Source organism: Neobacillus sp. PS3-40 (assembly GCF_030915485.1).
GTDB lineage: Bacteria > Bacillota > Bacilli > Bacillales > Cytobacillaceae > JAUZPL01.
This window is the reverse complement of sequence record NZ_CP133266.1, coordinates 310,963-336,520: the sequence shown is the minus strand read 5'-3', so window position 1 is coordinate 336,520 and position 25,558 is coordinate 310,963. Positions and strand designations below refer to the sequence as shown.

Sequence of the window (25,558 nt, the reverse complement as noted above, 5' to 3'; positions counted from 1 at the left end):
AATTAAGTAGTATTTGGGTGGATACTAGTTCTAACAACTTGAAAATGAATTAAATGACCACCTAGTAGATACTTCCTTTACTAGGTTTTTTTTTTGAAATGACAGCTTTTACTATTATCTATTTACTGGAATTTTTAAGGGAAATTTGTATTTTGAGATAGTATTTTCTTGAACATCCAAAAATTTATTTAGGTTTAATTTAAAAAAAGGGACAGTTATTAGAGATTGGAATCGAAGGATATAGTGCTAATCGACTTTTTTCGTATTTATGAGAATAAAATCGAAAAAATAATATTTTAGTTGTATAATAAATACTTGCTTACTTTTATTCAAAGACGGAGGGACTTATTTTATGGTATGGACACTAACATGTTTGTTTTTGATATCAGCTTTGTTGCTGATTATTTCTTTTTCAAAGTCAATTCAATCAACTAAAGCAGAACAAAAAAGAATTGACATGGTTCATATAGAAGTTATGAAAGAAATCAATAGCATGCAAGATTCGGTTCGAAATATTGAACTTGATTTAGAAGTTATGATAAAGGAAACGGGTATTCAACTTTCTCTTAATGAAGTAATTTTTATGAGGGAAGTGCTAGACCTATATAGACGTAATTACTCCATCGAGAGCATTGCAACGAAAAAAGAGGTAACAGAAAGCGAAATTACACAGATGCTTGCTCCTTATCTAACATCGAAGGATGAAAGGGGAAAAGGTGCAGATGAGATTTAACTTACTGAGTAGCTTTGCAGCTGGAATCCTTATCACAACATTTATTTGTGGCATTGTGTATTTTTCTGGTAAAAGTGATGTTTCAAAAACATCTGTTAAAACAACCGAAAACCAAGCAAATTCTACCGTTCAGCTATCTGAAAAAGAGATGAAAAACAAGCTTGCAGCTGCAGGCTATATCGTCCAAACGAAAGCTGAATATAATAAGAATATAAAAGATGCTAAGGGATCTGTGCCGAAAGAAGCTCCTTCTAAAGATAACAATTCTAACAAAGTCGTGTACCGTGTGGTTGTTAATGTTGCAGATGGTATGACCAGCATTGATGTCGGCAATATTCTTGTAAAAGCAAAAATTATCCCGAATGCCTTTAAATTCTCGCAGGATATTGAGAAAAAAGGATTAGAAAAGAACTTGCGTCCTGGTACATTTGAGGTAGATAGTGCAATGGCCTATGATCAAATTATTGCGACTATTTTTAAGAAGTAATCTTGATATATTTCGTTACCTTAAGAAAATTCACTAGTTGTTTTAGGTATAAACTAATTTGTTTTTTACGAAACTATAATAGGCAATCGCTATCAGAAAGTTATGATAGGGATTGTCTTTCTTTGTTTAGGAACATTATCTTGTAAGTTTACGGTTATAGAAAAACAATTAAAACATACTAGAAGTAAACGAAGGTGAAAGCAATGAATTTTTTATCTTATATTTATGCATTTATAATTGGGGTAGTCGTTGAAGTAATAGGTATTATATTGGATATTCCTAGCTTAATTATTTCCATATTGATCTATTTCATCATTGCATATTTTATTGGATATCCGTTTTTACGGATGCATTTGGGAAAGGGTAACGTAAAAAGCACAGAGCGATTTCTTCTGAAAAGCAAAAAGAACCCTATTTACCAGCTCTACTATGGTCTTGCAAACGGGCTAGAGGAAGAAGTAGACGAAGCTATCCAAAAAATCAATAAACGACCTTATCCATCGCCAGTAAAAAAACAGCATCAATTGATCCACGCCACTTTTCATGGACAAATAGAAGACATGGAAAAATTATTAAAAGGAATGAAAAGATCAACGTTTACCCTTTACTATCAAACTATCCATTCAATGTTGGTTAATAACCTAGATGAAGCTCGGCAGCTTATAGACCGTAACCCGAAGTTATGGATGAGAGAGGCATTAACGGCAGAACTACTGATGAAGGAAAATCGAAAAGAAGAAGCTTTCAATCATGGCCATGTAGCCCTTTTGAAAACGAGAGGAATTCAACGATATGTTTTGATTCGTACGTGGGAACGAGAATGGGGAATGCTATTAAACGATAAATAAATTTAGGAAAAGCATTGGAGCTTTACTTCCAATGCTTTTTTAACGTCGAATTTTAACGAAAGCTTCATAAATTCCCTATATAAAATTCATCAACCTACCACCGCCAGCAATATTCACATGAGTGTTTCATAATTTATGAAAGCGCATAAAAATACAGATTTTGTTTAAATAAGGTTGGGAATTTACACAATGATCAGATTGTAGGGGCCCATAATACATAAAATATAATGTAAAGAGATTGAAAGAGAGCATAGAATAGTTTTCTTTCAAGAGTTGACGAAAATAGCATTTTCTCCGAAATAATGAAATTTGGTGGATATAACAGCTTTCTATGGATTTTTTTTTAATGAAAAATCGCCGGATTACTGAAAAAAATCAATTTAAGTCGCACTATATGCAGCGTTAAAGCGGTAAATTTTTGTTTTTTTAATTTAATTCAGAATTTATTGATGTAAATCAATGAAATGTATAAAAATACAATCTATATTATAAATACACCAAGTGAAGGAAGTGACGGATAATGTCCATTGGAGAATTTGCAACTCAAATAGAACGCGAGCATGATGCCTGCGGTATCTATGCACAACTAGAAAAATCGGGACATTCAAGCCGTAAACCGATTAAAGCAGGATTGCAGGCGATTGCAGCTATGCAACACCGCGCCGGATTTATCGGTGAAGAGGGTGACGGTTGCGGTCTACAGATCGATCTGCCACGGGCGCTTTGGAAAGCTTGGCTAAGGGAAGCGAAGATACAGGAGGACATTGCTACAAATGAACGATTTTATGTCGGGCATATTCTACTGGAACGTTCGTCTTATCCAGATATGCTACTTTCTGTTGAAAAAATATTAGCAGAGCAAGGGCTTTCTGTTCTTTTGAAACGCTCAGACGGTATCAACACAAATGCACTTGGTCCGAAAGCGCACTGTGAAAATCCAGTCTTTCTGCAGCTCTCAGGCATATGTCCCGATAATTCGGAATTGGCATTGTTCAAAGCGAACGCAGCACTAGAGCAACTTCCTGCAGTGCATGTGGCGTCACTAAGCCGACACACAGTTGTATATAAAACAGTGGGTGGCTCTGAGACCTTATCTAATTACTATAAAGATCTGCAAGATGATAGATGCCTTACCTCCTATGTATTAGCCCATACAAGATTTTCAACTAATACGTCCACCTCGTTTGCCCGCGTTCAGCCATTCGGTATCCTGGGACACAATGGTGAAATCAATACAATTACGCGTTTCTATTCCGAAGCATGCATGCTTAATGTACCGATGAGCACTGAATTCAGCGATTCCCAAATGGTTGACTGGGGGCTGCATTCATTCATGGCAATGCATGGTTGGTCGTTATTTGAGTCAGTAGAACTGCTATTTCCAGCGATTTTGAATGAAATGAAGCAGTTGCCTCAAAAGCTGATGAAGATGTACAGTTGGTTCCGCTCGCTTTGGGGCCCATTCGCCCAAGGGCCCGCAGCTTTAATTATGCGTTATGCTGATGAAGCTGTATTCTCGGTTGATGCATTGGGACTTCGTCCATTATGGCTAGTTGACACTGAGGAAGCATATTGCTTTAGCTCCGAGCCTGGAATTATTCCGCCAACATATTGGACTAGCGATCCGAAGCCGTTAGCTCCAGGAGAAAAAATTGGAGCGAAGCGGGTGAAAGTAAACGACGATGATCATGTAGGGTGGAAACTTTACAGTTACTCAGATTTGCAGAGTGAAGTGCTTGAGCGTGCGACGCAACGGTTCGTGATCCATGAAGGAGATCTTGATCATGAACACTCGGAAAAGGCTAATCCTTTGCAAACGATAACGAGCGAAAATTATGCAGAATCAAAACCTTTAGCTGTACGTGCGGCAGCATTCGGTTTCCGAAGCTACGATTTTGATTTGCTAGAGACACAGATGTGCTTGGGAACAGAGCCAATTCAGTCGCTTGGCTTTGACCAACCAATCACGGCCCTCTCTCCAGAAATGAGCTTGTTGTCCGATTATTTACAGGAAACAGTCGCTGTTGTCACCAATCCTGCGATTGATCGCGAACGGGAAATTGAGCATTTTAGCACACGGGTGGTGTTGGGATGCCGTCCTTCATTTACAGGACAATTCGGCGAATCTCCTCGTCTGAATGTGCTAACGCCGCTTTTGTTGGACGAGATTCCAGCGATGCCGTCTTTATCCCATGATATTTTAAATGAGATTGCGGAACGCCAGGGTACGATGCTACTTGATAATGTGGTGGCTAAGTTGCAGCGAAACAACAATGCACCGCATCGAATTCTTCTCCACCGCAAGACGGAAGAGACTAGTGCAGATGCACTAAAGAGATTTCAGGATGAAGCGCAAAAAGCTGCCCAAGCAGGTGCACATGTTATCATACTCGACGATCGAACTCAGTTTATCCAAGGTGAGCATACGGATCCCTTTGCTGCCTTAGCTGCTGTACATCGAGTATTATCACAGACCTTCTCTAAAACCGGGGGAGGAGAGAGTTTGCGTCGTCGTCTGAGCCTTATCCTCTGTAGTGGAGGAATCCGTAACCTCCATGACATAGCTGTCGCATTAGGGCTTGGGGCCGATGCTGTTACCCCATACCTCATGTGGGAGATTGCAGCTGTTAAAGGTGGGGACAAAGCTTTAGAAAACCTGCTTACTGCTATAACTAAAGGGCTTGAAAAAGTTATCTCGACGCTGGGCATTCATGAGATCCGCGGATATGAACGACTTTTCGGTGCGATTGGGCTCTCATCTGAAGTGGCAGACGTGATTGGTGTTCCAGCTTTTTGCGGAAATGAAAAAACGGGATATTCTTTTGCAGGGATGGATGATCAATCGACCAAGAGAGCGGCACTATATCTTGCAGATGATGAAAAGAAATTGCGACTTGTAAAGGCTCGTTCGTATTTTCCAAGTATTTGCAAATCGGCCGCGAACTTTGCTAAAGGGCAGATTAGTTATGGGCAATACTTGAAAGCACTTGAATTTATGGAAAATAAAAATCCGATTAGCCTACGGCATGCACTGCGGATTAAAGAAAATACTTCCGTTCCAATATTAGATCCACAAGAACCAATTGATTCAACTATTGACGGGCATGCCTACCCATTCGTGATCAGTTCCATGTCCTTCGGCTCCCAAGGTGAGACCGCCTTTCGTGCATATGCGGAAGCTGCTTATCGTTTGAATATCGTTAGCTTGAATGGTGAAGGTGGTGAAATTAAGGATTTACTTCAAAAATATTCACGCAACAGAGGGCGGGAAATCGCCTCTGGCAGATTTGGCGTAAATGCCGAGCTTTGTAATCACGCCTATGTGCTTGAATTAAAAATCGGTCAGGGAGCGAAGCCTGGTGAGGGCGGTCATCTTCCAGGTTCGAAGGTAACTGTACAGGTGGCTGCAGCAAGAAATGCTTTGCCTGGGGTCGACTTGATTTCACCTTCAAATAACCATGATATTTATTCTATTGAGGATCTGGCCCAGGTAATTTATGAATTTAAGCAGGTGAATCCTAAAGCAAAGGTAGCCGTGAAGGTACCAGTAGTGCCAAATATTGGCACAATTTCCGTTGGAATTGTCAAGGCCGGGGCGGATATTGTGGAATTAAGCGGGTTTGATGGAGGAACTGGCGCCGCCCGTTCGCATGCGATCCGTCATGTCGGTCTACCGATGGAAATTGGTATAAAGCTTGTGCATGATGCGTTATGCGATGCAGGAATGAGAGATTCAGCCGAAATTTGGGCTGACGGCGGCATGAAATCAGGCACAGATGTAATGAAGTCTATCTTGCTGGGAGCAAACCGGGTGGGCTTTGCTACGATGGCAATTGCCGCCATTGGCTGTACCGACTGCCGTATGTGTATGAAACGGGAAATCTGCAGCATGTTCAATGAGCCCCATGAAGAAGGGGAATCCTGCTGTGCGAGCGGCAAAACAGTGAAATGCTTACACGACCCATCCGGCTCGGTCAACAATTTGGAGCGGTTCTTTAAGGAAATCGGTAGGCATATTCAGGAATTGACTGCCCAATTGGGCGCCAAGCGCACCCAGGACTTAGTCGGAAGAAGGGATCTGCTCGAACAAATCAACGCTCATGACACCCTTGATTTGCAATGGCTACTCGAAATCAAAGAGGCCCACTTGGGTAAAGGGACGAGAGTGAAGAACCGCACCAATATTCAGGAAGTTGCTACTGCTACGACTGTTCGGTCTGCTGGTCTGTCCAACGGAACGGACTTCATATCTGTAATAGACGAAGATGATTCCGGATATTCGGGAGTGCCCTTGCTGCAGGCTGTTCCCCGGGCGTTGGGAGTTCATGAAAGTGGACGCTGTGTCCGAGAAAGGGGCAAGAAAGGGCATCAAGCTAATGTGTGGATTGAGCATTCTGCAGTGGCTGGCGCCGGTTTTGCTGCCTATCAATCAGAAGGCATGACAAGTATTGCCAACGGCGGTTCACAAGACGGTACTGGAAAAACAGCATTGGGCGGGAAGGTGGTTGTCCTGAAAACTGCTAACAAAGAAGGAATCATGGTGGGCGGATCCGTTGGAAAGGGGCTTGCTTATGGTGCACAGGGCGGATTGTTCATTATTCAAGGAAATGCCGATGCTCGTGCTGGTATTCGCCTTTCTGGCGCTGACCTCGTGATAGGAGGGGAGTTACAGGGAAGGCTTCATGATGAATTGGCATTCTTGGGTGCGCGAGCTAATATCAAAGGCTTTGCTTTCGAGTATATGACAGCTGGTCGTGCAGTCGTTTTAGGCGACCCGGGCCCTTGGATGTGTTCTGGAATGACTGGTGGCAGAGTGTACTTGCGGATAATTCCAGCTGCAGGATTGACAGAAGCCGCATTGCGCAAGAGACTCGCCAAGGGTGCACAGGTTGAATTGCTCCCATTGGACGAAAAAGGGTATGAGGACGTAAGTGAGCTGCTGAGGGCTTATCGTCAACAGCTAAGCAACAGCGGACAGCTGCAAACGGCAAAAGCTTTGGGAACACTGATAAATGAGCCACAAAGTCATTTTCTGATGGTGGTACCGCAAGCGTGTATAACCGACCAGGAATATGCCACAGAATAAGAGAAAAAGGTACCCAGATAATCAAATCGAAGGATCCAAAATGACCTCTTGTCTGGGCGTATAATCTAGTATCTTCTATAAAATAGTTCGCAAACCAGTTTTGAAAATCAGGCTTAGAAATTGTCAAAAAAATTAGGTCGGGGCAAAGGTAGTAAAGCCCTGGCCTATTTTTATTGAGTATTCGAGTGGGATATTTACCATTATTGGTGGCTAAAAGTTATAAACCTCCATATTAAAATAGGAATTTTTTTCTTTATCGATCAATTTTTTCTCGTTTTTATGTGAGGGAATTTTTTAGTTTTTAGAACGATAGAATGTTAAGTTGATACCTAAATTTTTTTTGAGGAAAAAGAACAGTTGGAAATTTAAAATTGAAAGTATTTAAAAGCTTTATGGTTCTAAAGATGTAATTTTAGGATTATATTTAATTATATTTTTAAAGAAAAACGGTTTATTAAATTTCAAGCGGTATGTACATACACCTTTGGAGCTGATCCTAATAATCTTTTAAGATGTATGGTCATTTTATTTATGATATTCCATAAAGAGTTCTATGATTGGTTATATTGGAAAATATATATTAGGACACAAAGTAGAGGTATGTATTGTTATGAATGAGGAGTTTATAAAAAATGCAGATGCATGCTATCGGCTGGCTGAGCAGAAGGCCGCTCAATATTTTCAATCACTTTATGCGCAGGTCTCCCAAAAGACCTATGTTCCTACCCTAACAAAAGATATACAATCATGGAAACACAACCATATCCATCATCATTCATTATTATCCATTTTTTCGCGTAAAAAGGGAAAAACGGATCCTCAGAGTTATCACAATTATATCCATTGGCTTCATTACACAGGTAAATTAGACAATTACCTAGATCGAAGCATCTCCTATATTTTCATGCGGGATCTGGGCAAAAACCTGGACTCACCTGTTGTCCTTGCTAGGATTCGTCGTATAGTGGCTCGTTTAAAAAATTACCTGACAAAAGACCAAGGAGACAAAACAGGGGCGTTTAACCTGGACGGGCTGTATCGGTTGGGCCAAAAGGAAGGCATTGAATTAACGATTATCTGGTTGTTAAACAAACTGAAGAATGTATCCTTTCATATTCCGAAGGAGATGGATGTTGATCAAGCCCAGCGAAAGCTTATAAAAATTATTGTCGGAGTCATTATGCACGTGCTTGAAGAGATGGGGAATGAGGTATTGCCAGAAGAACGTATCCAAAAACTTGATGAAGCGATTCGACTTGGCTATTCCTATGGTCTGACCTATCCATTCATTGACGATCTTCTAGATGCTGAAGTTTTATCTGTTGAAGAGAAAAAGCAATATTCCGATTTAATACGTACCACCCTTATTACTGGATCAGTGCCGGACTGGGGCAAGTGGAAGGGAAAAAATAAAGAACTAATCCGATTTATTCATTCTGAACTCCGAGATGCCTTTCTGTATATAAATAACTATCAGCAACCAGAAACAAGAAAACATTTTTTCGAGCAGTCGTATGTGTTTTTTAATTCACAGGAAGTGGACCGTGTAAAGGATCTTTCCAATGCAAATTACACCAATGAAGAGCTTTTTATACCGATTATTTTAAAATCCTCCTCTTCCCGATTAATTGTTCGCTCTGTAATTCGTGCACCTGAGGATGAGGGTATTGACAGTCGAACATTCTTTTATGGGATTTACAACCAGCTTGCGGATGATTTTGCAGATATGTTTGATGACATGAAGGACGGCGCGGTAACACCCTATACCTATTATATAAAATATCATGAGGAGCGTCCCGATCTTATAAATCCCTTTGAATTATACTGGGCGGTCATCGCCAATCTGATCCATAACGTGTATCACTCCGATGCTAAGACCTGTGATTTGTTACTGGACCGAGCTATAAATGGACTGAAAAGATTTAAAGAACGATGGGGAACCAAAAAATACTCTGAGGTTATGGAACTGTTTGCCACTGGAAATCCGAAATTCAATCGTGTCATCCAAAATATGGTTCAAAAAGTGGATGATGTGGATTTCTTTGATAAACTACTTCGGGACCATGTGATTACCATTTTGAAAAACGAACGGAGGGAGCAGGAAACCTTTTTAGATACGATCGAATCTATCCGCAATCAGATCAATAGCATCTTAAGCATTTCTAAAAACCAGAATGTCTCCATGATAAAAGATCCCATCATTGATGCAGCAAATTATAGTCTGGCAGGTGATGGAAAGCGACTGAGGCCGATAATAACCTGGGTCATGGGCGTAAACGAGTATGGATTAAATGAGTCATCAATCGTGCCACTCCTGAGAGCATTAGAATATATGCATACTGCGTCCCTAATCTTTGATGATCTCCCATCCCAGGATAATTCGCCAACTCGTAGGGGGCGTCCAACCCTGCATAAGATATATAACATTGGTATAGCAGAATTAACTGGCCTCTTTCTTACCCAAAAAGCTATAGAGGAACAGGCATCCCTCGACCAATTTGATTCGAAAACGGTGCTTAACTTGATTCGATATACGGCTCAAACGATAGAGGTTATGTGCAAGGGACAAGTGATGGACTTGTATTCCAAAGGGAAACAATTAACACTGGACCAATTGAATAGGATGTGCTTTTATAAAACCGGTATAGCATTCGAAGCTTCTCTCATAATGCCCGCGATTCTTGCCCATACGAAGGAGTCGGAGATTGAAGCTTTGAAAAAATTTGCTTATCATGCCGGCATAGCGTTTCAGATTAAGGATGATCTGCTAGATGTTGAAGGAGATCTAATTATACTTGGTAAACCTATTGGAAATGATGCTGAAAACAACAATTCAACTTTTGTTTCAATCCTGGGTCCTGATGGCGCAAGAAAAGAGATGTGGGAGCATTATTGTCTTGCAATAGAAGGGTTGCAAGAAGTGTCGTGCAATACCCCTTTTCTGAAGCAATTATTGAATTATATTGTGAATCGTGACCATTAATTTATCGGTAAATAAGGTTCTCGTAAGACTAAAAGAGGCTTACCTCCCAAGGTAAGTAGTTCCGATTCTGTGGAAAAACATTATAAATAGCAGATAAAAATAGCATTCCGATTAGATCCAAATTGGTATGCTATTTTTTTTGAAATAACAATGCTTTAATTGAATTTATATAAACGTACAGAGCTTCACCACAGTAAATGCAAGAAAACTACGTACATGCATGGTAGCTTAACAAGAGTGTTCCGCAGCGATGGATATTATATCTCTGAATTTAGCTTATTTTCATTCACAATTGTTTTTTCAATAATGTATTGATAACCGTAAATAATAATCGCCAAGAATATACAAATAAAGTACCAGATAGTATGATTAATTTTTTTAAATTTAAATACACCAACCTTTTCCCATGCTGAACCCATAGGAAAAGCATTAAGAATATTTAGAAGCACATTGACAATGAAATATTTGAAAAAATTACCGTAAGTTAGTTTAAATATCCATAGCGTTGCAACAAAATATGGTCCTAAAATGTATGAAAAATCTACACTCCCTGGGGAGAATGGATTTTTATTTATCCACCATCTTTTCTTATTGCTGATGACACTAAAGACACTTATAAATAAATTAACAAAACATGCCACAGGTAAATACCTTAAGAATGACTTCCTATCCATGAACAGAACAGAAAGCCAGGGAATGATTATCATAGCTAATGAAAATATTTCCTTTTTCTTCATTTAATCCGACCCCTTTGAATTGTATGTGTATATCATTCCCGAGTAAAATTCATTTTATTTATTCCATGTTCAATTAACCCGATCCGTTACTTGAAGATGAAAAGTGCACTACTGAAATAACAGTAGTGCACCAAGTAGCTAATTCTTTTTGATAGGTGATGAATCCATAATTCCTTATGAAGATTGAAGCAGGTGAAGATCTAACTGATATTTTGAGGAAAGAAGGAGAGTAGAACAAAAGGGCTTAATGGAACACAATTGAATAAGATCTTGATGATGTTCTGTAAATAGTATTGGAATAGCCTATGTATATGATAATGCTTTAGAATTAAAAAGAAATATAAATGAGTTATTCAGCAAAGGGCGTATATGAAATATGTTTTGCGGATGCCGTCAGCAATACGTTCACCCGCGGTCAAGTGTTCACTTACGCCAGGCTTATCGGCCTTAACGGTTTTTAATATAGTTTACAACATCACCGACCGTTTGAAGCGTCGCTGCGACTTTGTCACTAATTTCAATTGCGAATTCATCTTCAATTTTCATCGTCATGTTCATCATATCAAGCGAATCAGCCTCGAAGTCATCCTTGAAAGATGCTTCCGGTTTTACATTCTCTAGTTTGACTCCGAGTTGGTCTGCAATTATAGGCTTTAACTTTTCAAATGTGGTCATGGCGAAATCCTCCTAAGTATATCATCTGCATCATTATAACAGCCCAATTCAGAACGTGAAACATAAAAGTATTACCAATACCCAGCTTTGACCAAATGCAAGTCGGCTCACTCTGTTAACTAATCCTTATATGGATAATGGGCGGCAGGGCATATTTTTGGCTAACCGCCTTTCTTATGATAAAGCGTAGCGATTAAAGTAGCTTTTGGTCTAAATGGATATTTCAATAGAAACGTACTAATCATTTAATCCCTTTCCACCCAGAATTTGCTGCATACATTTTTCAATCCTAGACTCTCGAGTTTTGGATTGTTTGGGACTAGAAAAATGAAGAATGTATGCTCGTTGCCGTCCCGGCGTCAACGCTTCAAAAGCAGTTTTTAAGGCAGGAATTTCATCGAATTTTTTTTGAAGTTCTTCAGGAATAATGAATTCTGTATTCTTTTTAAAATTCATTTCCAAACCGGCTTTTTCAACTTCAATGGCTTCATAAATATAGGATTTCAAGATGGTTTCCATCTCAACTATTTCTTGAACATTGGTGAACCGAATCTGGCGCGCTGCTTGAACATTCTCCGTTTGTTGGATTAGAATCCCATGGGCATCCTGTAACAAGGCACCTTTGTGAAACAAAAGCGCACAATATTCCTTAAATCCATGTATTAAAACTATGTTCTTTTTCTCAAACGTGTAACAAGGATGCATCCACTTAAATTCTTCGGTCAGTTCACAGTCAAGAATGATCATTCTCAATTTCTCGGATTCTTCCTGCCATTTTTTAACTTTACTTAAATATTCATCAACCTTAGGATTCATTCTACTATTTGTCATCAAAGGGCACCTCATAGTTTATAAATTAACTTCATTCGTTACTATCTTTCGGTCTAATACAATTATATCACTGATTTTTTTAGAGTTATTTTGGTTGGAATGGCTTTTTAATGTCTATCACAACTGTAAATGCAAAAACAATAAACGAAGCCGATACTAAATGATGTGAAACGTAAAAAATGGCATGAATAAATAGACTAAGAGATCCAGTAGATAAAGCAATCGTTTAAATATATAAGAATGACAAAAATGCACCGAATACTCATTATGACTGATAAGTTTTAAGCACTTGAAGACAAATTTTTGAACTTTAAAGAAAAATTTTTATTTAAAATGATAACAAAAGGATAGAGATAGTCTATCCTTTTTAGTTTAGGTAGAGATAATGTTTCTTCTTTTACTATTCATCATCATTCAAATGCCCATTAGAGATTCCTCTCTAACAACATTCCAACCTGTTCTGCCATGACGTGAGGTGGATATGGCATTCCATTCATGATCCACCATTCCACTATTCCCACATATGAACTTACAATAAATTGAAGAATAATATCATGATTTAAACCTTGGTTTTTTCCTTTCAATGTATCCACTTCATTCTTGAACTCTTCGATGAGAAACTCAACAAACTGTTTACGAAAAGAAGGGGCTCCTTTACTTGCTAACATCGTTGAAAAGAAAAAATAATGCTTTTTCAAGTATTCAAACCAGGGCAGATTCGCTTCTATATATTCTGCTTCAGATACTGCTTCGCATATTTCCCCCATTTTGCTTATATGTTCCTCTATAAGTTTATCCAAAAGGTCAAATTTATCTACATAATGAAGATAGATTGTTCCACGACTAACATTTGCCCGGTCGGAAATATCCTGTATCGTAATGTCATCAAAGTTTTTTTCAGACATTAGTTCAATCAATGCTTTTTTAATAGCTTCTTGGCTTTTAGCGATTCTTCTATCCACTTTAGTCATTGTTCGGGTCACCAAACTTTCTGATAAATAATGAACAAAAATCCCTTATATGTTCACTAATAAACAAATTGCGTTCATTTAACAATTGAATGAATCTGTTTCTTATTTATAATTATAGACAGATGTTTATTAAAGTATCAACGTCTATTATTAACAAGTTGTTAGAAAAACCAATTATGTAAAGGACAAGTTTATTGTCTGTATACCTGACGGCTTGGATCTGGATGTGGCAAGCCCGCTATTGTGTGCAGGTATTACCACGTACTCTCCTTTGAAACATTGGAATGTCGGCCCTGGTAAGATGGTTGCGATTGTAGGAATGGGAGGTCTCGGCCACCTTGCAGTGCAATTTGCACATACCATGGGTGCTGAAGTTACTGTCCTAAGTCAGACAATGAATAAAAGATGAAGCCTTTGGTTTTGGAGCAGATCATTATTATGCACAAGTGATCCTGCTACGTTTACTGAGTTGGCTGGTCGATTTGACCTTATATTAAATACAGTGTCTGCAAATATTAACGTTGATGCGTATCTATCAATTCTTAACGTAGATGGAACACTAGTAAATGTCGGTCTACCAAACAAGCCAGATCAGTACAATGTTTTCTCTCTATTCGCTGGTCGCCGTAGTATAGCTGCTTCAAACGGTGGTGGAATTAGGGAAACACAAGAGATGCTCGATTTCTCCGCACTACATGGTATTGCCCCTAAGATTGAAGTAATTCGCGCAGACCAAGTTGACGAAGCATATGAGCGTGTTCTCCGTAGTGATGTTCGTTATCGATTTGTTATTGATATGTCTACTCTGTAACTTGAAAGATGCTTTGTTGTTACTCAAGCAACTGAAAAGGGAGGAAAAATGAAATGGAATATGTGAAATTTGGAAATACAGGATTAGATGTATCTCGGCTTACTCTTGGCTGCATGAGCTTTGGTGAAACTGACCGAGGCTATCCAAAATGGACACTTGGTGAAGGAGAAAGCCGCCCTATTATTAAAAAAGCTCTTGAGTTAGGTATCAACTTTTTCGATACGGCTAATTTTTATTCAGAAGGAACAAGTGAGGAAATTGTCGGGAAAGTTCTCCGAGAGTTTGCAAATCGGGATGAAATTGTCCTTGCGACAAAGGTTTATTTCCCGATGCATGAAGGTCCAAATGGTAAAGGCCTTTCCCGAAAGCATATTATGAGCGAAATTGATAAAAGTCTTACACGACTAGGAACAGATTATGTAGATCTGTACCAAATCCACCGCTGGGATTACGGCACACCGATTGAAGAAACAATGGAGGCACTCCATGATGTGATGAAGGCTGGAAAGGCAAGATACATTGGGGCTTCTTCCATGATGTCATGGCAGTTTTTGAAAGCAAACAATATTGCGGAGAAAAATGGATGGACCAAGTTTGTGTCGATGCAGAATCATTTTAACCTCTTATACCGAGAAGAGGAAAGAGAAATGCTTCCACTCTGCAAGGAAGAAAAAATTGCCGTCATCCCTTGGAGTCCCCTTGCGAAAGGTAAATTGGCTCGTAATTGGGAAGAATCAACTGCTCGTTGGGAAAAAGAAGCAGTTGGGCAAAAGTTTTATCCAGCAACTTCTGAGTCAGACCGACAAGTGGTTGAAAGAGTTGCAGAAGTGGCCGAAAAACGAGGTGTTTCAAGAGCTCAAATCGCCCTTTCTTGGGTGCTGCAAAAAGATTCTATCACATCTCCAATCGTCGGATCTACGAAAGCATCTCACCTTGAAGATGCAGCAGCTGCTCTATCCATTAAGTTAACATCTGAAGAAATTGCCTACATGGAAGAGCCGTATGTGCCGCACCCAGTACTTGGTTTAGATTAAAATAGTTTGTGGTGGGCTGTATAAATGCAGCCCACTCTCAATTAACAGGGAGGATTAATTGTGCGTATAAGTGAAGGAGCAAACAAAAACCATGAAGAATTGTTTCCAAATCATAAATCTACTTTAAAAGAAACGGATCCAGAACTTATCGAAGTATTTGATAACTTTGCATTTGATGAAGTCCTTAGCGATGCACATTTGGATACAAGAATTAGGTTAATGGTAGTTTTAGCATCGATGATTGCAAGCCAAACATTAAGTGAATATAAAGTAATGCTTGAAGGTGCACTTAATGTTGGTGTAACTCCTATTGAAGTGAAGGAAATTGTCTATCAAGCTGTTCCCTACATCGGGATTGCAAAAGTATTTGATTTTATCCATGCCACAAATGAAATCTTGCAAAGCAAAGGAATAAAGCTGCCATTGGAGGGCAAATCCACCACTACACCAGAGACACGATTTGAAAAAGGATTAGAAGTACAAAAGTCGATAGTTGGAGCGGAACTGATCGATAAAATGGATAGGGAATCTCCTGAAAATCAGAAGCATATCCAAAAATATTTATCTGCGAATTGCTTTGGTGATTATTTAACAAGAAAAGGAATTGATCTAAAGATTAGAGAACTTTTGACCTTTTCGAGGCTTCTTTCATTAGGCGGATGTGAGGCTCAATTAAAAGGTCACATACGAGCAAATGTAAATATCGGAAATGATAAGCAAACATTGCTAAATGTAGTTACAAATTTAGTACCATATGTAGGGTATCCGAGAACGTTAAATGCAATTAGTTGTTTAAATGAAGTAATACCGGAGTAGTATCTGGAATACTCTTCTCGAACTATTAGAGATAAATTAAAAGAAAGTAGGAATTAAAATATGGCAAATGAACAATTAAGCAATAGCATAATCTTTCCATTAGGAAAGAAAGTTGAAGCAAACTTTATCGGTGATGCATACTTACAAATGGTGTTTACTGATCCAGCGCCACTTAATACATCAATCGGGAATGTAACCTTTGCTCCAGGAGCTCGTAATAGCTGGCACTCACACAAAGTTGGGCAAGTTTTGTTAGTTACTGGTGGAAAAGGTTGGTATCAAGAAGAGGGAAAACCAGCTCGTTTACTCAAAACGGGCGAGGTGGCGAATATTCCGCCGAATGTGAAACATTGGCATGGTGCGACAAAAGACAGTTGGTTTGTACACTTAGCAATGACACCAGGAGAAACTGAATGGTTAGAACCTGTCGATGATGAATGGTATAACAAAATAGAAAACTAAGCTACTAGAGAAATAACAATAAATGGTCATCCTCGAAATTTTTTAAATAGCTGACCAAAATCTATTAGGGAACAAATAGATAGCCTTAATCATGTTTTATCTAAAGATGATTTTAATGAAACACACTTCTAATAAAAATATATTTAATGATGCCAACAATAGTAAAGTAAGGGGAAAATGAATGGCTAAAAAAAGGGAGGATTTCAAATGCAAAAAGTGATTTTGAACAATGGTGTTGAGATGCCCATACTTGGCTTTGGAGTTTATCAAATTCAAGATACAAATGAATGTGAAGAGAGTGTTTATAACGCGATTAGGGCAGGCTATCGTTTGATTGACACAGCTGCTTCTTATCTTAATGAAGAGGCAGTCGGCAGAGCCATTAAGCGAAGTGGCGTGCCAAGAGAGGATTTGTTTATTACAACGAAACTCTGGGTTCAGGATACCGGTTATGAGAAGACAAAGAAAGCCTTCAAAAGATCACTGGAAAGGATGCAACTGGATTATTTAGATTTGTATTTAATTCATCAGCCCTTTGGTGATGTACACGGTTCTTGGCGTGCGATGGAGGAGTTGTACAATGAGGGAATAATCCGGGCAATCGGAGTTAGCAACTTCCAGATGGATCGTCTAATTGATTTGATTATCCATAATGGCGTAACTCCCGCTGTAAACCAGGTGGAAACACATCCTTTCTGCCAGCAAATCGAAAGTGCTGAATTTATGATAGAAAATAATGTTCAGATTGAGTCTTGGGGACCTTTTGCTGAAGGAAGAAATAACATGTTCCAAAATGAAGTTTTAGTGTCCCTTGCTAAAAAATATGAAAAATCCGTTGCTCAGATAATTTTACGTTGGTTGACACAAAGGGGAGTCGTCGTCATTCCAAAGTCAGTTCATAGGGAAAGAATCATCGAAAACTTCAATATCTTTGACTTTGAATTAAGCGGGGAGGATATGGAGACGATTGTTACTCTAGATTCGAAACAGAGTGCTTTCTTTTCCCATAACGATCCTGAAATTGTGAAATGGATCGGAACCCGTAAACTTGATATTTAATCACAATTACAGTGCTAATCGATATTTTCGATTGGCACTTTTTTTCTAAGCAGAATTTATGTCCATAAATTCTGCTAGCGCATAAGAACAGCTACGCTTCTGCTATCACCCTTAGGGGCTAGCCAGTCGTCGAGTTTTCTTTTAGCTGAGAGCACTCGTTGCTTCAGTCATGAGTGTTCTCAACTTCTGACAAGGTATGGCATAATGACCTCTCAATTGTCCGACATATGTTAAATCTAAAAATAGAAAAAATGCCGTTATTTAGGGCAAATATAAAAATTTCAAAGAAAAATGATCCCTATTAAGAATTGAGGGATAAAAAAATCCCAGACTGTGAGAATAATGGTAAAATATAGATAATTATAAATGCGTTGCAAATACAAGGTGATTTTATCTGAGGTGCTTTTTTTGTAAATATAAAATAAGGGGTGTTGGGATGGCATCTATTATATATACAATTATCTTAATTGTTATTTTCCTAATCTTGATAAGGAAAAAGAACGAGGAAGAATCTTATTTTCCGTTAAAGGTAATAGGGTACTTTATATTAGGTTCCTTTGCTTTAAACCTTAATCAAATTTCACTTCCACTTGGCTTTGTAATGTATCTGTTATTTTTCCGGCCTAAATTAAATGAACATGTAAAACGTATAGCTGCAATCTATGGTGTCGTTGCATTTGTTCTTGTCCATTGGATCCTACCTGTTGCCATTCAAGAATGGGAGAGTCGGCCCCACTTTATTGAACATGAAATCGATTCAGTCTATTCAATGGATTTTCAGAGTGACTTTAAATTGATTAAGGAAAAATTGAAAATTGAAAACAATACATTAAAACTCGAGGATTTTGAAGTGGACTATGTTAAAGATGGTTCAATTAAAGAACTTAATTGGCAACTGTTATCTCATCAAAATGACCGATATACTCACTATCAAATTAATTATGATGTCGATAACAAGAGGTATCGTGTTACGAAGAGTCAACTTGATACGTGGCTTCAATATGACTACCTAATCGATGCTGGTCATTTCTTTGAAAATCTTAAAACACTTGATATAAAAGACATTACGCAAGATAAAGGCAAATTTCCTTACTATGTCATTCGAAGTAGCGGTGAAAGTGTTTCTTATGCAATTGAATTTGCGGTTGATGTTCATTCTCTTTTCATAGTAGAGAATGGAGAAATACATTCAATTAATAAAGAGCAGCTACCAATTGAAGGTTATGAGATTACAACCTTTGCTATGAAGAAAACTGGAGAACAAGGAAATAAACAAGGAAATATCACACAGGAGAGTTTTGAAGGAACCCGTACAACTGGTTATCTATTTAATACAAATGGTGTGGAGTAAAATAGTACAAAATTATTTTGAAACAATTAAAAATAAGCAGTATTGGTTCCCAATGCCACCCGCATTTCTAATATGTTTGTATTATATATTTTCTTATCCAAAAATAGGATATAATTTTGCATTCTTAACCCTGATTATATTTTTGATAGTTTATTATACTTGGATTTATGATGAAAATAAAATGCAGTAAAAAGAGAGGATGGTCAAAATGATAGAGATGGAAAAAAACGAAAAGAACGATGAGATTTCCAATGTTCCAGCTCACCACCATCCAGAATTCATAGAAAAAAAGAAACCTCTACCTTCATTAAAATGGTTAGGTGACCTTTTAGATTTTCTATAGGACTTTTTTATAAAATGAATTCAAAAATTAAGTGTGCATTATTTGCAGGGATACATATGGGGAAATATGTGGTGAAACAAATACATAATCAGTTGAATTTTGATGTGGCTAGTTTAGTGAAGCAAAGAAGATGGTTTTTGTTCTGTAGGAAGGTCAGTAAATGATTTTAAAAATGGCAGTAATACTTTACCATTTTGGAGAAGGTATATTTGGTGTGTTTAAGAAGTGATAGTAAAGGAGGGATTATCTTGTTAGAAATATTTCCTATATATATGACTTCCTTCAAACAAGATAGGCTGATTAGAGTTTATCTACCTAAGAATAGGTCAATACCGCAATGGCAGGTATCTCTTTAGTGGGGCTTATTACCACATATGCTATGTGTCGTTATCCTCAGGTATTCAAAAATATATCCGTAAATGAGGAGTTGTATAAAAGGAATTCAGATGATTCTGACGAAATTTTATTGAGTAGATCAAATGTATCATGTTACAGACAAAGGCAAAAAAGGAGAGTGTAAGATGGAGTTAATAAAATTATTGTTTAACCGTTACCCAAACACATCAAGGATTGTGACTTTAATTTTGCTTGTTTATCTATTAATTGAATCCATTGAAGCAGGGTATAAAACGGGTATTTCTCTATTTGGTTAATATCAAGCACCTACTAATATATTTCTCTTGTTCCACTAAAGGAAAGGTTAGTTTAAGAAGGAAAAAATAATGGTTACAAAATTTATAATAATAAAATTAAACAAGTAAGGAGACGAAATAATGTTGAACGCTCGGTTTATCAATGTTCAGGACATTTTGGATAATTACAAATCTGCAATTTACGAGAAAGATGTTGAGAGATTTTTATCTTCATACCATTCTGAAATTCATATTTTTGATTGTTGGGATAACTGGGAGTGCATAGGTATTACCCAATGGCGGCAAATGGTTAAAGAATGGTTTAATGGTTTATCAGAGGAAGGTGTTTTACTCAAAGTAGATTTTACTGATTTAGTAATGGAGGAAACTTTGAATATCGCTATTGTTCATTGTTCCGTTAAGTTCTCAGCTTACAACCAATCGGATGAGAAACTTCGTCAGACGACTAATAGATTCACCTTCTGTTTAAAAAAAGAAAATGAACTTTGGACCATTATACACGAACATTCATCCTTACCGATAAATATAGAGACTGGGAAGGGAATTTTTAACTATACGTAAGACCATCCTCAAATAAGAGTCTTCTTATTTTAATCTCCCCTCGGAATAGATAAAATTGCTTTTTTGCTTCATGAAGTTACAGGGGTTAGAGTTGAACAAGGAGCTGCGGGATGTAGCTCCTTGTCTATTAATAATCATTAACATCATTAATAATCTAATTGTCGTAAATACAAAAGAAACTCATTATCATTTATTTTTTTATATTTGTATTTACGAATTTGACTTTCAATAATCCTTTGTTCTTCATCTTTGCTACTAAACAAATTAAGTAATTGATAAATTACTTCTGCTAATATAGTTAAAGTTCCGGCAGAACCTAATTCGAATCCTAGTGTTTCTGATTCCGAAAGCTGTGATTTAGCCAATTCCTCTAGCTGGTTTTTGTATTCTCCCTTAATTAAAATAGATGACTCCTTATTTTTAAAGGCAAACAGCAAATCTTCAGAATTAAAAACCTCAAAGTATGCATTTTCGTTCTCCAACTGAAGTAGTTCATCTAAGACAGTTCCGCCACTTTTTTTAACTGTTTTCGCGATTGCTTGAATGGTTTTAACTGAATAACTGCTAACATTCTTTTTGTTTACACTTGACAGCATTTGTTGACTAATTCCAGTTTCTTTAAAAACATCGTAGCGTTTCTTGCTGTTTTTTTGCAAATAAATATCCAAAAGACTCATATTTCCTAACCTCCTTTATTAGGTAAAGTATATTTTACTAAAAAACTTTTTACTCAATAATATTTTAGCATATATGTTAAAATATGTAAATATTTCCTTGCTTATTTTTTAGGTTGAATATGAATGAAATTCGTGAAAAATTGTACTTAAACAAACGGGTACGATCCTTCAATAACGATGGATCGTTTATCCTTAAACAAGTAACAGTCATGTTAATTATTTTTTGCTAGTAAAGGGTTAGCTTGGGGAAAATAAACAAAATAAATATATACCCAAAAGGCAGTTGATTGAATGAAAAGAAAATGGTTTTTAACCGTATTTTTTTTGTTATTAATTACCATTGTTCCTGTTGCATCCGCTACGACTCCTTTAAAGGTGTTTGTGAATGGGCATCCCATTTATGGCGCTCCTCCCATTGTACGGATCATAGAAGGACTTCCCTTCGTTTCTATTGATGCGATAAGTAGTGAACTTAAACTGAATGTCGAATACGATGAGGAAAAGAAGACGGTTCATATTTCAAATAAAGGAGAACCTCAATCGGAAGTTGTTGCCACGCTAAAGAAAGCAAAGGCTACTCTTTATGCAACAAAAAGAGAAGGGAATTTAGAAAAATTTAGATTGGAGATGGATGGAGAAACCAGATGGTTCCCTTACTGGAGAAATTCTGATACTCCTGCATTTGGTCCGAGGTTATTTTTCGAAGATATTAACCAGGAGGGAAAAGAAGAGTTAGTCATCATTTTAACAACTGGACATGGTACAGGAATAACGATTACTGAAGCACATGTACTACAGAAAACGAAAATAAATGGTCAAGAATTTTATGAGGAAATGTTAATTGATAATCCAGAGGCAATCATCAATAAGAATGTAAAAACAAAAAAGGTATCGAATGACCAAGTTGAGATAACGATTGGTAAGAAAAAAACAAATGCTCCTTTTTATAAATGCTTAAAACATGAGACGATTGATTTTTCTGTATATAAAAACAAACTAGTGGTTTATATGAGCGGCCAACTTACTCCATCAACAGTAGGTGGAATTCTTATTACCTATCAATTCAAGGATAATATGTACCAAGCAAGAAAGATAGAATACCTAAAAAAACGTCCAGATTTTATAGTGGAGAGTTCTTTTCATTGAACCTCTCATTACTGAAGTTACGAGATTCCTAAGTACAAAAACCTTTTGGTTTCTAATTGATTAGGCGAACCCCGCAACTTTACGGGTGTGAGAGCATAAGAAGAGGGTTTGCTACGGCAGCCCTTTTCTTGTTTCGGGTTAATTCAATAAGGTTTCCTTAATATTTTATGGAATAATATGTTAATATTAGGATGTAGAGGGGGCTGTGTAATGACAAAAGAAAATCTAATCAATTTTAGCATTGTTGGTTTTTTATGTGGATTAGGTGGACTTGTAATGATTTTTTTTAGCGTCAATTTTGGAACATCATTAGCGGAATCTTGGTTGGTTAGTCAAGGTGGAGCGGATACTAGATATTACCACATTATAGTAAAAAGCAATATAAATAACTTCTTAGTAGCAGGGGGTATCATATTTGGATTTGGTCTTTTAATAATTGCCCTAACTCTTTATAAATTTTTAAATATAAGTTAATAAATTAGAAAAAAATGATTGGTTAGATCTTAGAAATTAGTATCTCTTGTTCAACTATAGGATGCAAGAGTTGAAGAAGAAATGGAACTATTATGGTAGGTGTTTCTTCTGAATAATTTCAAATCATAAAATTTAGGTTATAATTCAGCTATAAAGAATTTTCTAAGGAGCTTTTTATGGAACTAATTACAGGTAAAGTAATTATTATAGCTTTATTTTTATTGATAATAACAATGATTGAGACTTTAGCTTATTCTACTAGAATTTCAGGTGCAAGGGTGAAATTAATTGCAACTGCCTTATCTTTGTTTAGTACATTAGTGATTGTTTCGAGGTTTTCTACAATGATACAACAACCTCTAACAGCAAAACTTATTGCAGAGGCTCCGAAATTAAACAAATTAAATTATATAGAGGAACAGTATAGAATTTTAATTGGCGTAACATCTATTGGGGCATTGTTTGGAATACTTCTTTTTCCCACATTCATCAATATTTTTTCAAGAGCCATTGTCCAATTATCAAATCAACGTGGTTCTGTAATAGCACTATTTATTAATCAATTTAATCGAAATAGCGTTAAAAAGGTTTTTATGTGTTTTAGACTTCCAAGATTTACATACCTAAAAGGAATTACCTTAAAAAACGTTCCCAAACGTCTCTTTGTTATTAATGTCATCATTTCTGCTGTATTTACTATTGGGGTGCTTGCTTCTATGTATGCATCAATGTTAGTTCCAAAAGATTATGCTCAGGCTGCCTTGATGTCATCTGGGATAATAAATGGTATAGCAACTATTTTATTAACATTGTTTATTGATCCTAAAGCTTCCATATTAGCTGATAGAGTAATGAAAAAACAAAGTGATTATATTTACTTAAAGAGTTACTCTTTGACGATGATTAGTTCGAAATTAGTAGGTACAATTCTTGCTCAACTATTGTTTATTCCAGCTGCATATTATGTAGCTTGGTTTGCCAAATGGATTTAATGAGTATTCTTATTCAAGAAACGAGTGCAAGGGTTTAAGATTGAAGCTGTCATTAGGGCAGCTTTTCTTGTTTCACCAACTTTTGTCTTATTCGAAATTGCTAAACAACTCGGTTAAAGATTCGGGTTATTAGTTGTTGAGGATAATATTATTTGAAGATGCGAAATCTAACTATAAAAAGGTTTGGGAGTGAGCATCACGAAGAAGATGATTGTCCTGATCACTATTTCATTAATGTTTGTCATAGGAAACATAGCTAATGCTAAACCTCCAGAGCCAAAGGAAATTAAACCATTTGCAGAAGACTGGTACGTCACACCAGAGGATATTATTAGAGATATTATTTTTCCATCTATTGATAAACGAGTGATGAAAGAATATCCAGGTAAAGATTCTGCCACTTTTGGCTGGGAGTCACATAGAATTGTTGGTATTGTTTATAACAACAATCATTCTTATGATATTTCCGTAAGGCTAAGAGTTCCTGACAATAGTAAAATTCCATTGGAATATGCAGAAGACTTAGTTAAAATTAGAGTTTCACCATCCTGTGACAGCCCTAAAATTGGATGTAGTCATGGTTTTAAAGTAGAAGTAATAGATTATGAACATAAGTAACGGAAAAAGGTGTTACCTTTAATTGGTAGCACCATATTTAGAATCGAACTTGTTCAAGTCGGTGCAAGAGTTGAAGATCCGGCAGCCAATTTGGTGACTTTTTCTTTTTCGACTAATGGCAAGGTTAATTTATACATGGAACTATCTTTAACTTTGACGTTTACGTTAAATGGTTATGCCATACTTCAATTTTAAATTTCAATAAGAAGTAACAAGGAAAAGGAAATGTCCAGAATGTAGGAATACTATCATCACTTTTACTCTAAAATTTGGAATATAATTGTTTTATAGAATTATGATCATTATTGAATTTAGGGGTGAAATTTAAAATGAGAAAATACTTACTACGATATATCCTTATTCTTTTTTTTGCATTAATGCTTTTACCAATTGTTGCTTGCAGTAAAAATCAGGAAACAAAATTAACTATTGAAGCAAAAATTTCAAAGGTAAGTAAAAATGAATTCAATGAAATTAATGCTAAAGCTTTTGATAGCCCTACCATTGAGGACTTTAGAAAATTTACATTTAATTTAGATATCAAGCAATCAAATGAAGTAACTTCTCGAAAAATTGTTATCCCAAGTTCAGAAGAATTAGTAAAGGTTATTAATACAATTGATAAAGTGCGGGTTTTAAATGGTACAGCAGGTGAACAGGATAACAAAGGGGAAAAATTTGCACTTTATAAAAATGAATTTGTTTATTACTCAAAAGGATTAAGCAATGATGAATTAAGAAAAGCGTTAAGATCTAAAATTGTTATAGTATCTTGGGTAACCAAAGAAGGAAAAATAATTACAAAAAAGTTCAATATAGGTAATTTAATTAAATTTAATAATTAGTGATATTTTTTCAACTACCAAGGAATAGGTTCCTCATGTACATTAAATTTACTTGCTGCTACAACAATGTCGCAAACGTATTCCGTAAATAAATATGGCTCCAACTAGAGTGAGGAGGAATTTTGTGGTACTTAAAGTGGAGATAAGAAGACCAAGAATTGATGACATAAAAGAATTGAATTTTTTTTTTAGATTAGTAATAGCTGATACGTTTATTAAAGAAGGTCTAGGGGAAATTCTTAAAGTAACTGGTAGCAAGAGTCTAGCAGGAGGGTTGCCGGTGGCGATCCTTTTTTATTTTACTAACAGTCAAGATTGTTGAAGAAGAATTAGTATGTTTGTGGTAAAATTTAGGTAATAAAATG

Annotated in this window: 24 protein-coding genes and 1 pseudogene; 20 read left to right on the top strand and 5 right to left on the bottom strand. The window is 36.7% G+C overall.

Going from position 1 to position 25,558, the window contains the following annotated elements; translation table 11 throughout:
* Positions 1–352 precede the first annotated feature (352 nt).
* From RCG20_RS01730 to RCG20_RS01710, 5 genes are all read left to right on the top strand, one after another.
* Positions 353–733, top strand: coding sequence for a hypothetical protein (locus RCG20_RS01730; protein ID WP_308182515.1), 381 nt, complete (start codon positions 353–355; stop codon positions 731–733).
* Positions 723–1,220, top strand: coding sequence for an aminodeoxychorismate lyase (locus RCG20_RS01725; RefSeq protein WP_308182514.1), 498 nt, complete (start codon positions 723–725; stop codon positions 1,218–1,220). The genes RCG20_RS01730 and RCG20_RS01725 overlap by 11 nt, the downstream gene beginning before the upstream one ends.
* A 203-nt stretch (positions 1,221–1,423) precedes the next feature.
* Positions 1,424–2,068, top strand: a complete 645-nt coding sequence (locus RCG20_RS01720; protein WP_308182513.1) for a hypothetical protein — start codon at positions 1,424–1,426, stop codon at positions 2,066–2,068.
* Between the two features lie 520 nt (positions 2,069–2,588).
* The gene (locus RCG20_RS01715; protein ID WP_308182512.1) at positions 2,589–7,154 is read left to right on the top strand and encodes a glutamate synthase-related protein; all 4,566 of its coding nucleotides are present in this window, start codon (positions 2,589–2,591) and stop codon (positions 7,152–7,154) included.
* Between the two features lie 610 nt (positions 7,155–7,764).
* Positions 7,765–10,137, top strand: coding sequence for a polyprenyl synthetase family protein (locus tag RCG20_RS01710; RefSeq protein WP_308182511.1), 2,373 nt, complete (start codon positions 7,765–7,767; stop codon positions 10,135–10,137).
* Between the two features lie 257 nt (positions 10,138–10,394).
* Here RCG20_RS01710 and RCG20_RS01705 read toward each other — a convergent pair whose 3' ends face one another.
* The 4 genes from RCG20_RS01705 to RCG20_RS01690 form a co-directional block, all read right to left on the bottom strand.
* Positions 10,395–10,874 (bottom strand): hypothetical protein, encoded by a 480-nt coding sequence (locus tag RCG20_RS01705; RefSeq protein ID WP_308182510.1) that lies wholly within the window; start codon positions 10,872–10,874, stop codon positions 10,395–10,397.
* A 447-nt stretch (positions 10,875–11,321) separates the two neighbouring features.
* Complete coding sequence (gene acpP, locus RCG20_RS01700) at positions 11,322–11,549, bottom strand: acyl carrier protein (RefSeq protein WP_308182509.1); 228 nt, start codon at positions 11,547–11,549, stop codon at positions 11,322–11,324.
* Positions 11,550–11,786: 237 nt separating this feature from the next.
* Entirely contained in the window at positions 11,787–12,380 is a 594-nt protein-coding gene (locus RCG20_RS01695; RefSeq protein WP_308182508.1) for a YdeI/OmpD-associated family protein, read from the bottom strand.
* Between the two features lie 425 nt (positions 12,381–12,805).
* Positions 12,806–13,351, bottom strand: a complete 546-nt coding sequence (locus tag RCG20_RS01690) for a TetR/AcrR family transcriptional regulator (protein WP_308182507.1) — start codon at positions 13,349–13,351, stop codon at positions 12,806–12,808.
* Between the two features lie 178 nt (positions 13,352–13,529).
* On the opposite strand from RCG20_RS01690, the pseudogene RCG20_RS01685 reads away from it, so the two are divergent.
* From RCG20_RS01685 to RCG20_RS01645, 9 genes and pseudogenes are all read left to right on the top strand, one after another.
* Positions 13,530–14,162, top strand: a pseudogene (locus RCG20_RS01685) (NAD(P)-dependent alcohol dehydrogenase); the annotation flags it as partial.
* A gap of 53 nt (positions 14,163–14,215) precedes the next feature.
* Complete coding sequence (locus RCG20_RS01680) at positions 14,216–15,196, top strand: aldo/keto reductase (protein ID WP_308182506.1); 981 nt, start codon at positions 14,216–14,218, stop codon at positions 15,194–15,196.
* Positions 15,197–15,256: 60 nt separating this feature from the next.
* A complete protein-coding gene (locus tag RCG20_RS01675; protein WP_308182505.1) occupies positions 15,257–16,012 on the top strand; it encodes a carboxymuconolactone decarboxylase family protein in 756 nt (251 codons plus the stop codon).
* Positions 16,013–16,072: 60 nt separating this feature from the next.
* Positions 16,073–16,474, top strand: a complete 402-nt coding sequence (locus RCG20_RS01670) for a cupin domain-containing protein (protein ID WP_308182504.1) — start codon at positions 16,073–16,075, stop codon at positions 16,472–16,474.
* Positions 16,475–16,681: 207 nt separating this feature from the next.
* Entirely contained in the window at positions 16,682–17,533 is an 852-nt protein-coding gene (locus RCG20_RS01665) for an aldo/keto reductase (protein WP_308182503.1), read from the top strand.
* Between the two features lie 436 nt (positions 17,534–17,969).
* Positions 17,970–18,884, top strand: coding sequence for a hypothetical protein (locus tag RCG20_RS01660; RefSeq protein ID WP_308182502.1), 915 nt, complete (start codon positions 17,970–17,972; stop codon positions 18,882–18,884).
* A 208-nt stretch (positions 18,885–19,092) separates the two neighbouring features.
* Positions 19,093–19,227 carry a hypothetical protein gene (locus RCG20_RS01655; protein WP_308182501.1) on the top strand — a complete coding sequence of 45 codons (135 nt, stop codon included), beginning with the start codon at positions 19,093–19,095 and terminating at the stop codon, positions 19,225–19,227.
* A 521-nt stretch (positions 19,228–19,748) separates the two neighbouring features.
* Positions 19,749–19,880, top strand: coding sequence for a hypothetical protein (locus RCG20_RS01650; protein WP_308182500.1), 132 nt, complete (start codon positions 19,749–19,751; stop codon positions 19,878–19,880).
* A 120-nt stretch (positions 19,881–20,000) separates the two neighbouring features.
* Positions 20,001–20,441 carry a YybH family protein gene (locus tag RCG20_RS01645; RefSeq protein WP_308182499.1) on the top strand — a complete coding sequence of 147 codons (441 nt, stop codon included), beginning with the start codon at positions 20,001–20,003 and terminating at the stop codon, positions 20,439–20,441.
* A gap of 146 nt (positions 20,442–20,587) precedes the next feature.
* Here RCG20_RS01645 and RCG20_RS01640 read toward each other — a convergent pair whose 3' ends face one another.
* Positions 20,588–21,118 (bottom strand): hypothetical protein, encoded by a 531-nt coding sequence (locus tag RCG20_RS01640; protein WP_308182498.1) that lies wholly within the window; start codon positions 21,116–21,118, stop codon positions 20,588–20,590.
* A gap of 291 nt (positions 21,119–21,409) precedes the next feature.
* Here RCG20_RS01640 and RCG20_RS01635 point away from each other — a divergent pair, with 291 nt between their 5' ends.
* The 6 genes from RCG20_RS01635 (at position 21,410) to RCG20_RS01610 (ending at position 25,515) form a co-directional block, all read left to right on the top strand.
* A complete protein-coding gene (locus RCG20_RS01635) occupies positions 21,410–22,264 on the top strand; it encodes a stalk domain-containing protein (protein WP_308182497.1) in 855 nt (284 codons plus the stop codon).
* Positions 22,265–22,474: 210 nt separating this feature from the next.
* Positions 22,475–22,738, top strand: coding sequence for a hypothetical protein (locus RCG20_RS01630; protein WP_308182496.1), 264 nt, complete (start codon positions 22,475–22,477; stop codon positions 22,736–22,738).
* A 176-nt stretch (positions 22,739–22,914) separates the two neighbouring features.
* Positions 22,915–23,730: a lipid II flippase Amj family protein gene (locus tag RCG20_RS01625; RefSeq protein ID WP_308182495.1), complete on the top strand. Its 816-nt coding sequence runs from the start codon at positions 22,915–22,917 to the stop codon at positions 23,728–23,730.
* A 189-nt stretch (positions 23,731–23,919) separates the two neighbouring features.
* On the top strand, positions 23,920–24,348 hold the full coding sequence (locus RCG20_RS01620; RefSeq protein ID WP_308182494.1) for a hypothetical protein: 429 nt from the start codon (positions 23,920–23,922) through the stop codon (positions 24,346–24,348).
* A 329-nt stretch (positions 24,349–24,677) separates the two neighbouring features.
* Positions 24,678–25,193, top strand: a complete 516-nt coding sequence (locus tag RCG20_RS01615) for a hypothetical protein (protein ID WP_308182493.1) — start codon at positions 24,678–24,680, stop codon at positions 25,191–25,193.
* Positions 25,194–25,317: 124 nt separating this feature from the next.
* On the top strand, positions 25,318–25,515 hold the full coding sequence (locus RCG20_RS01610) for a hypothetical protein (RefSeq protein ID WP_308182492.1): 198 nt from the start codon (positions 25,318–25,320) through the stop codon (positions 25,513–25,515).
* The last annotated feature ends 43 nt before the right edge of the window (positions 25,516–25,558 follow it).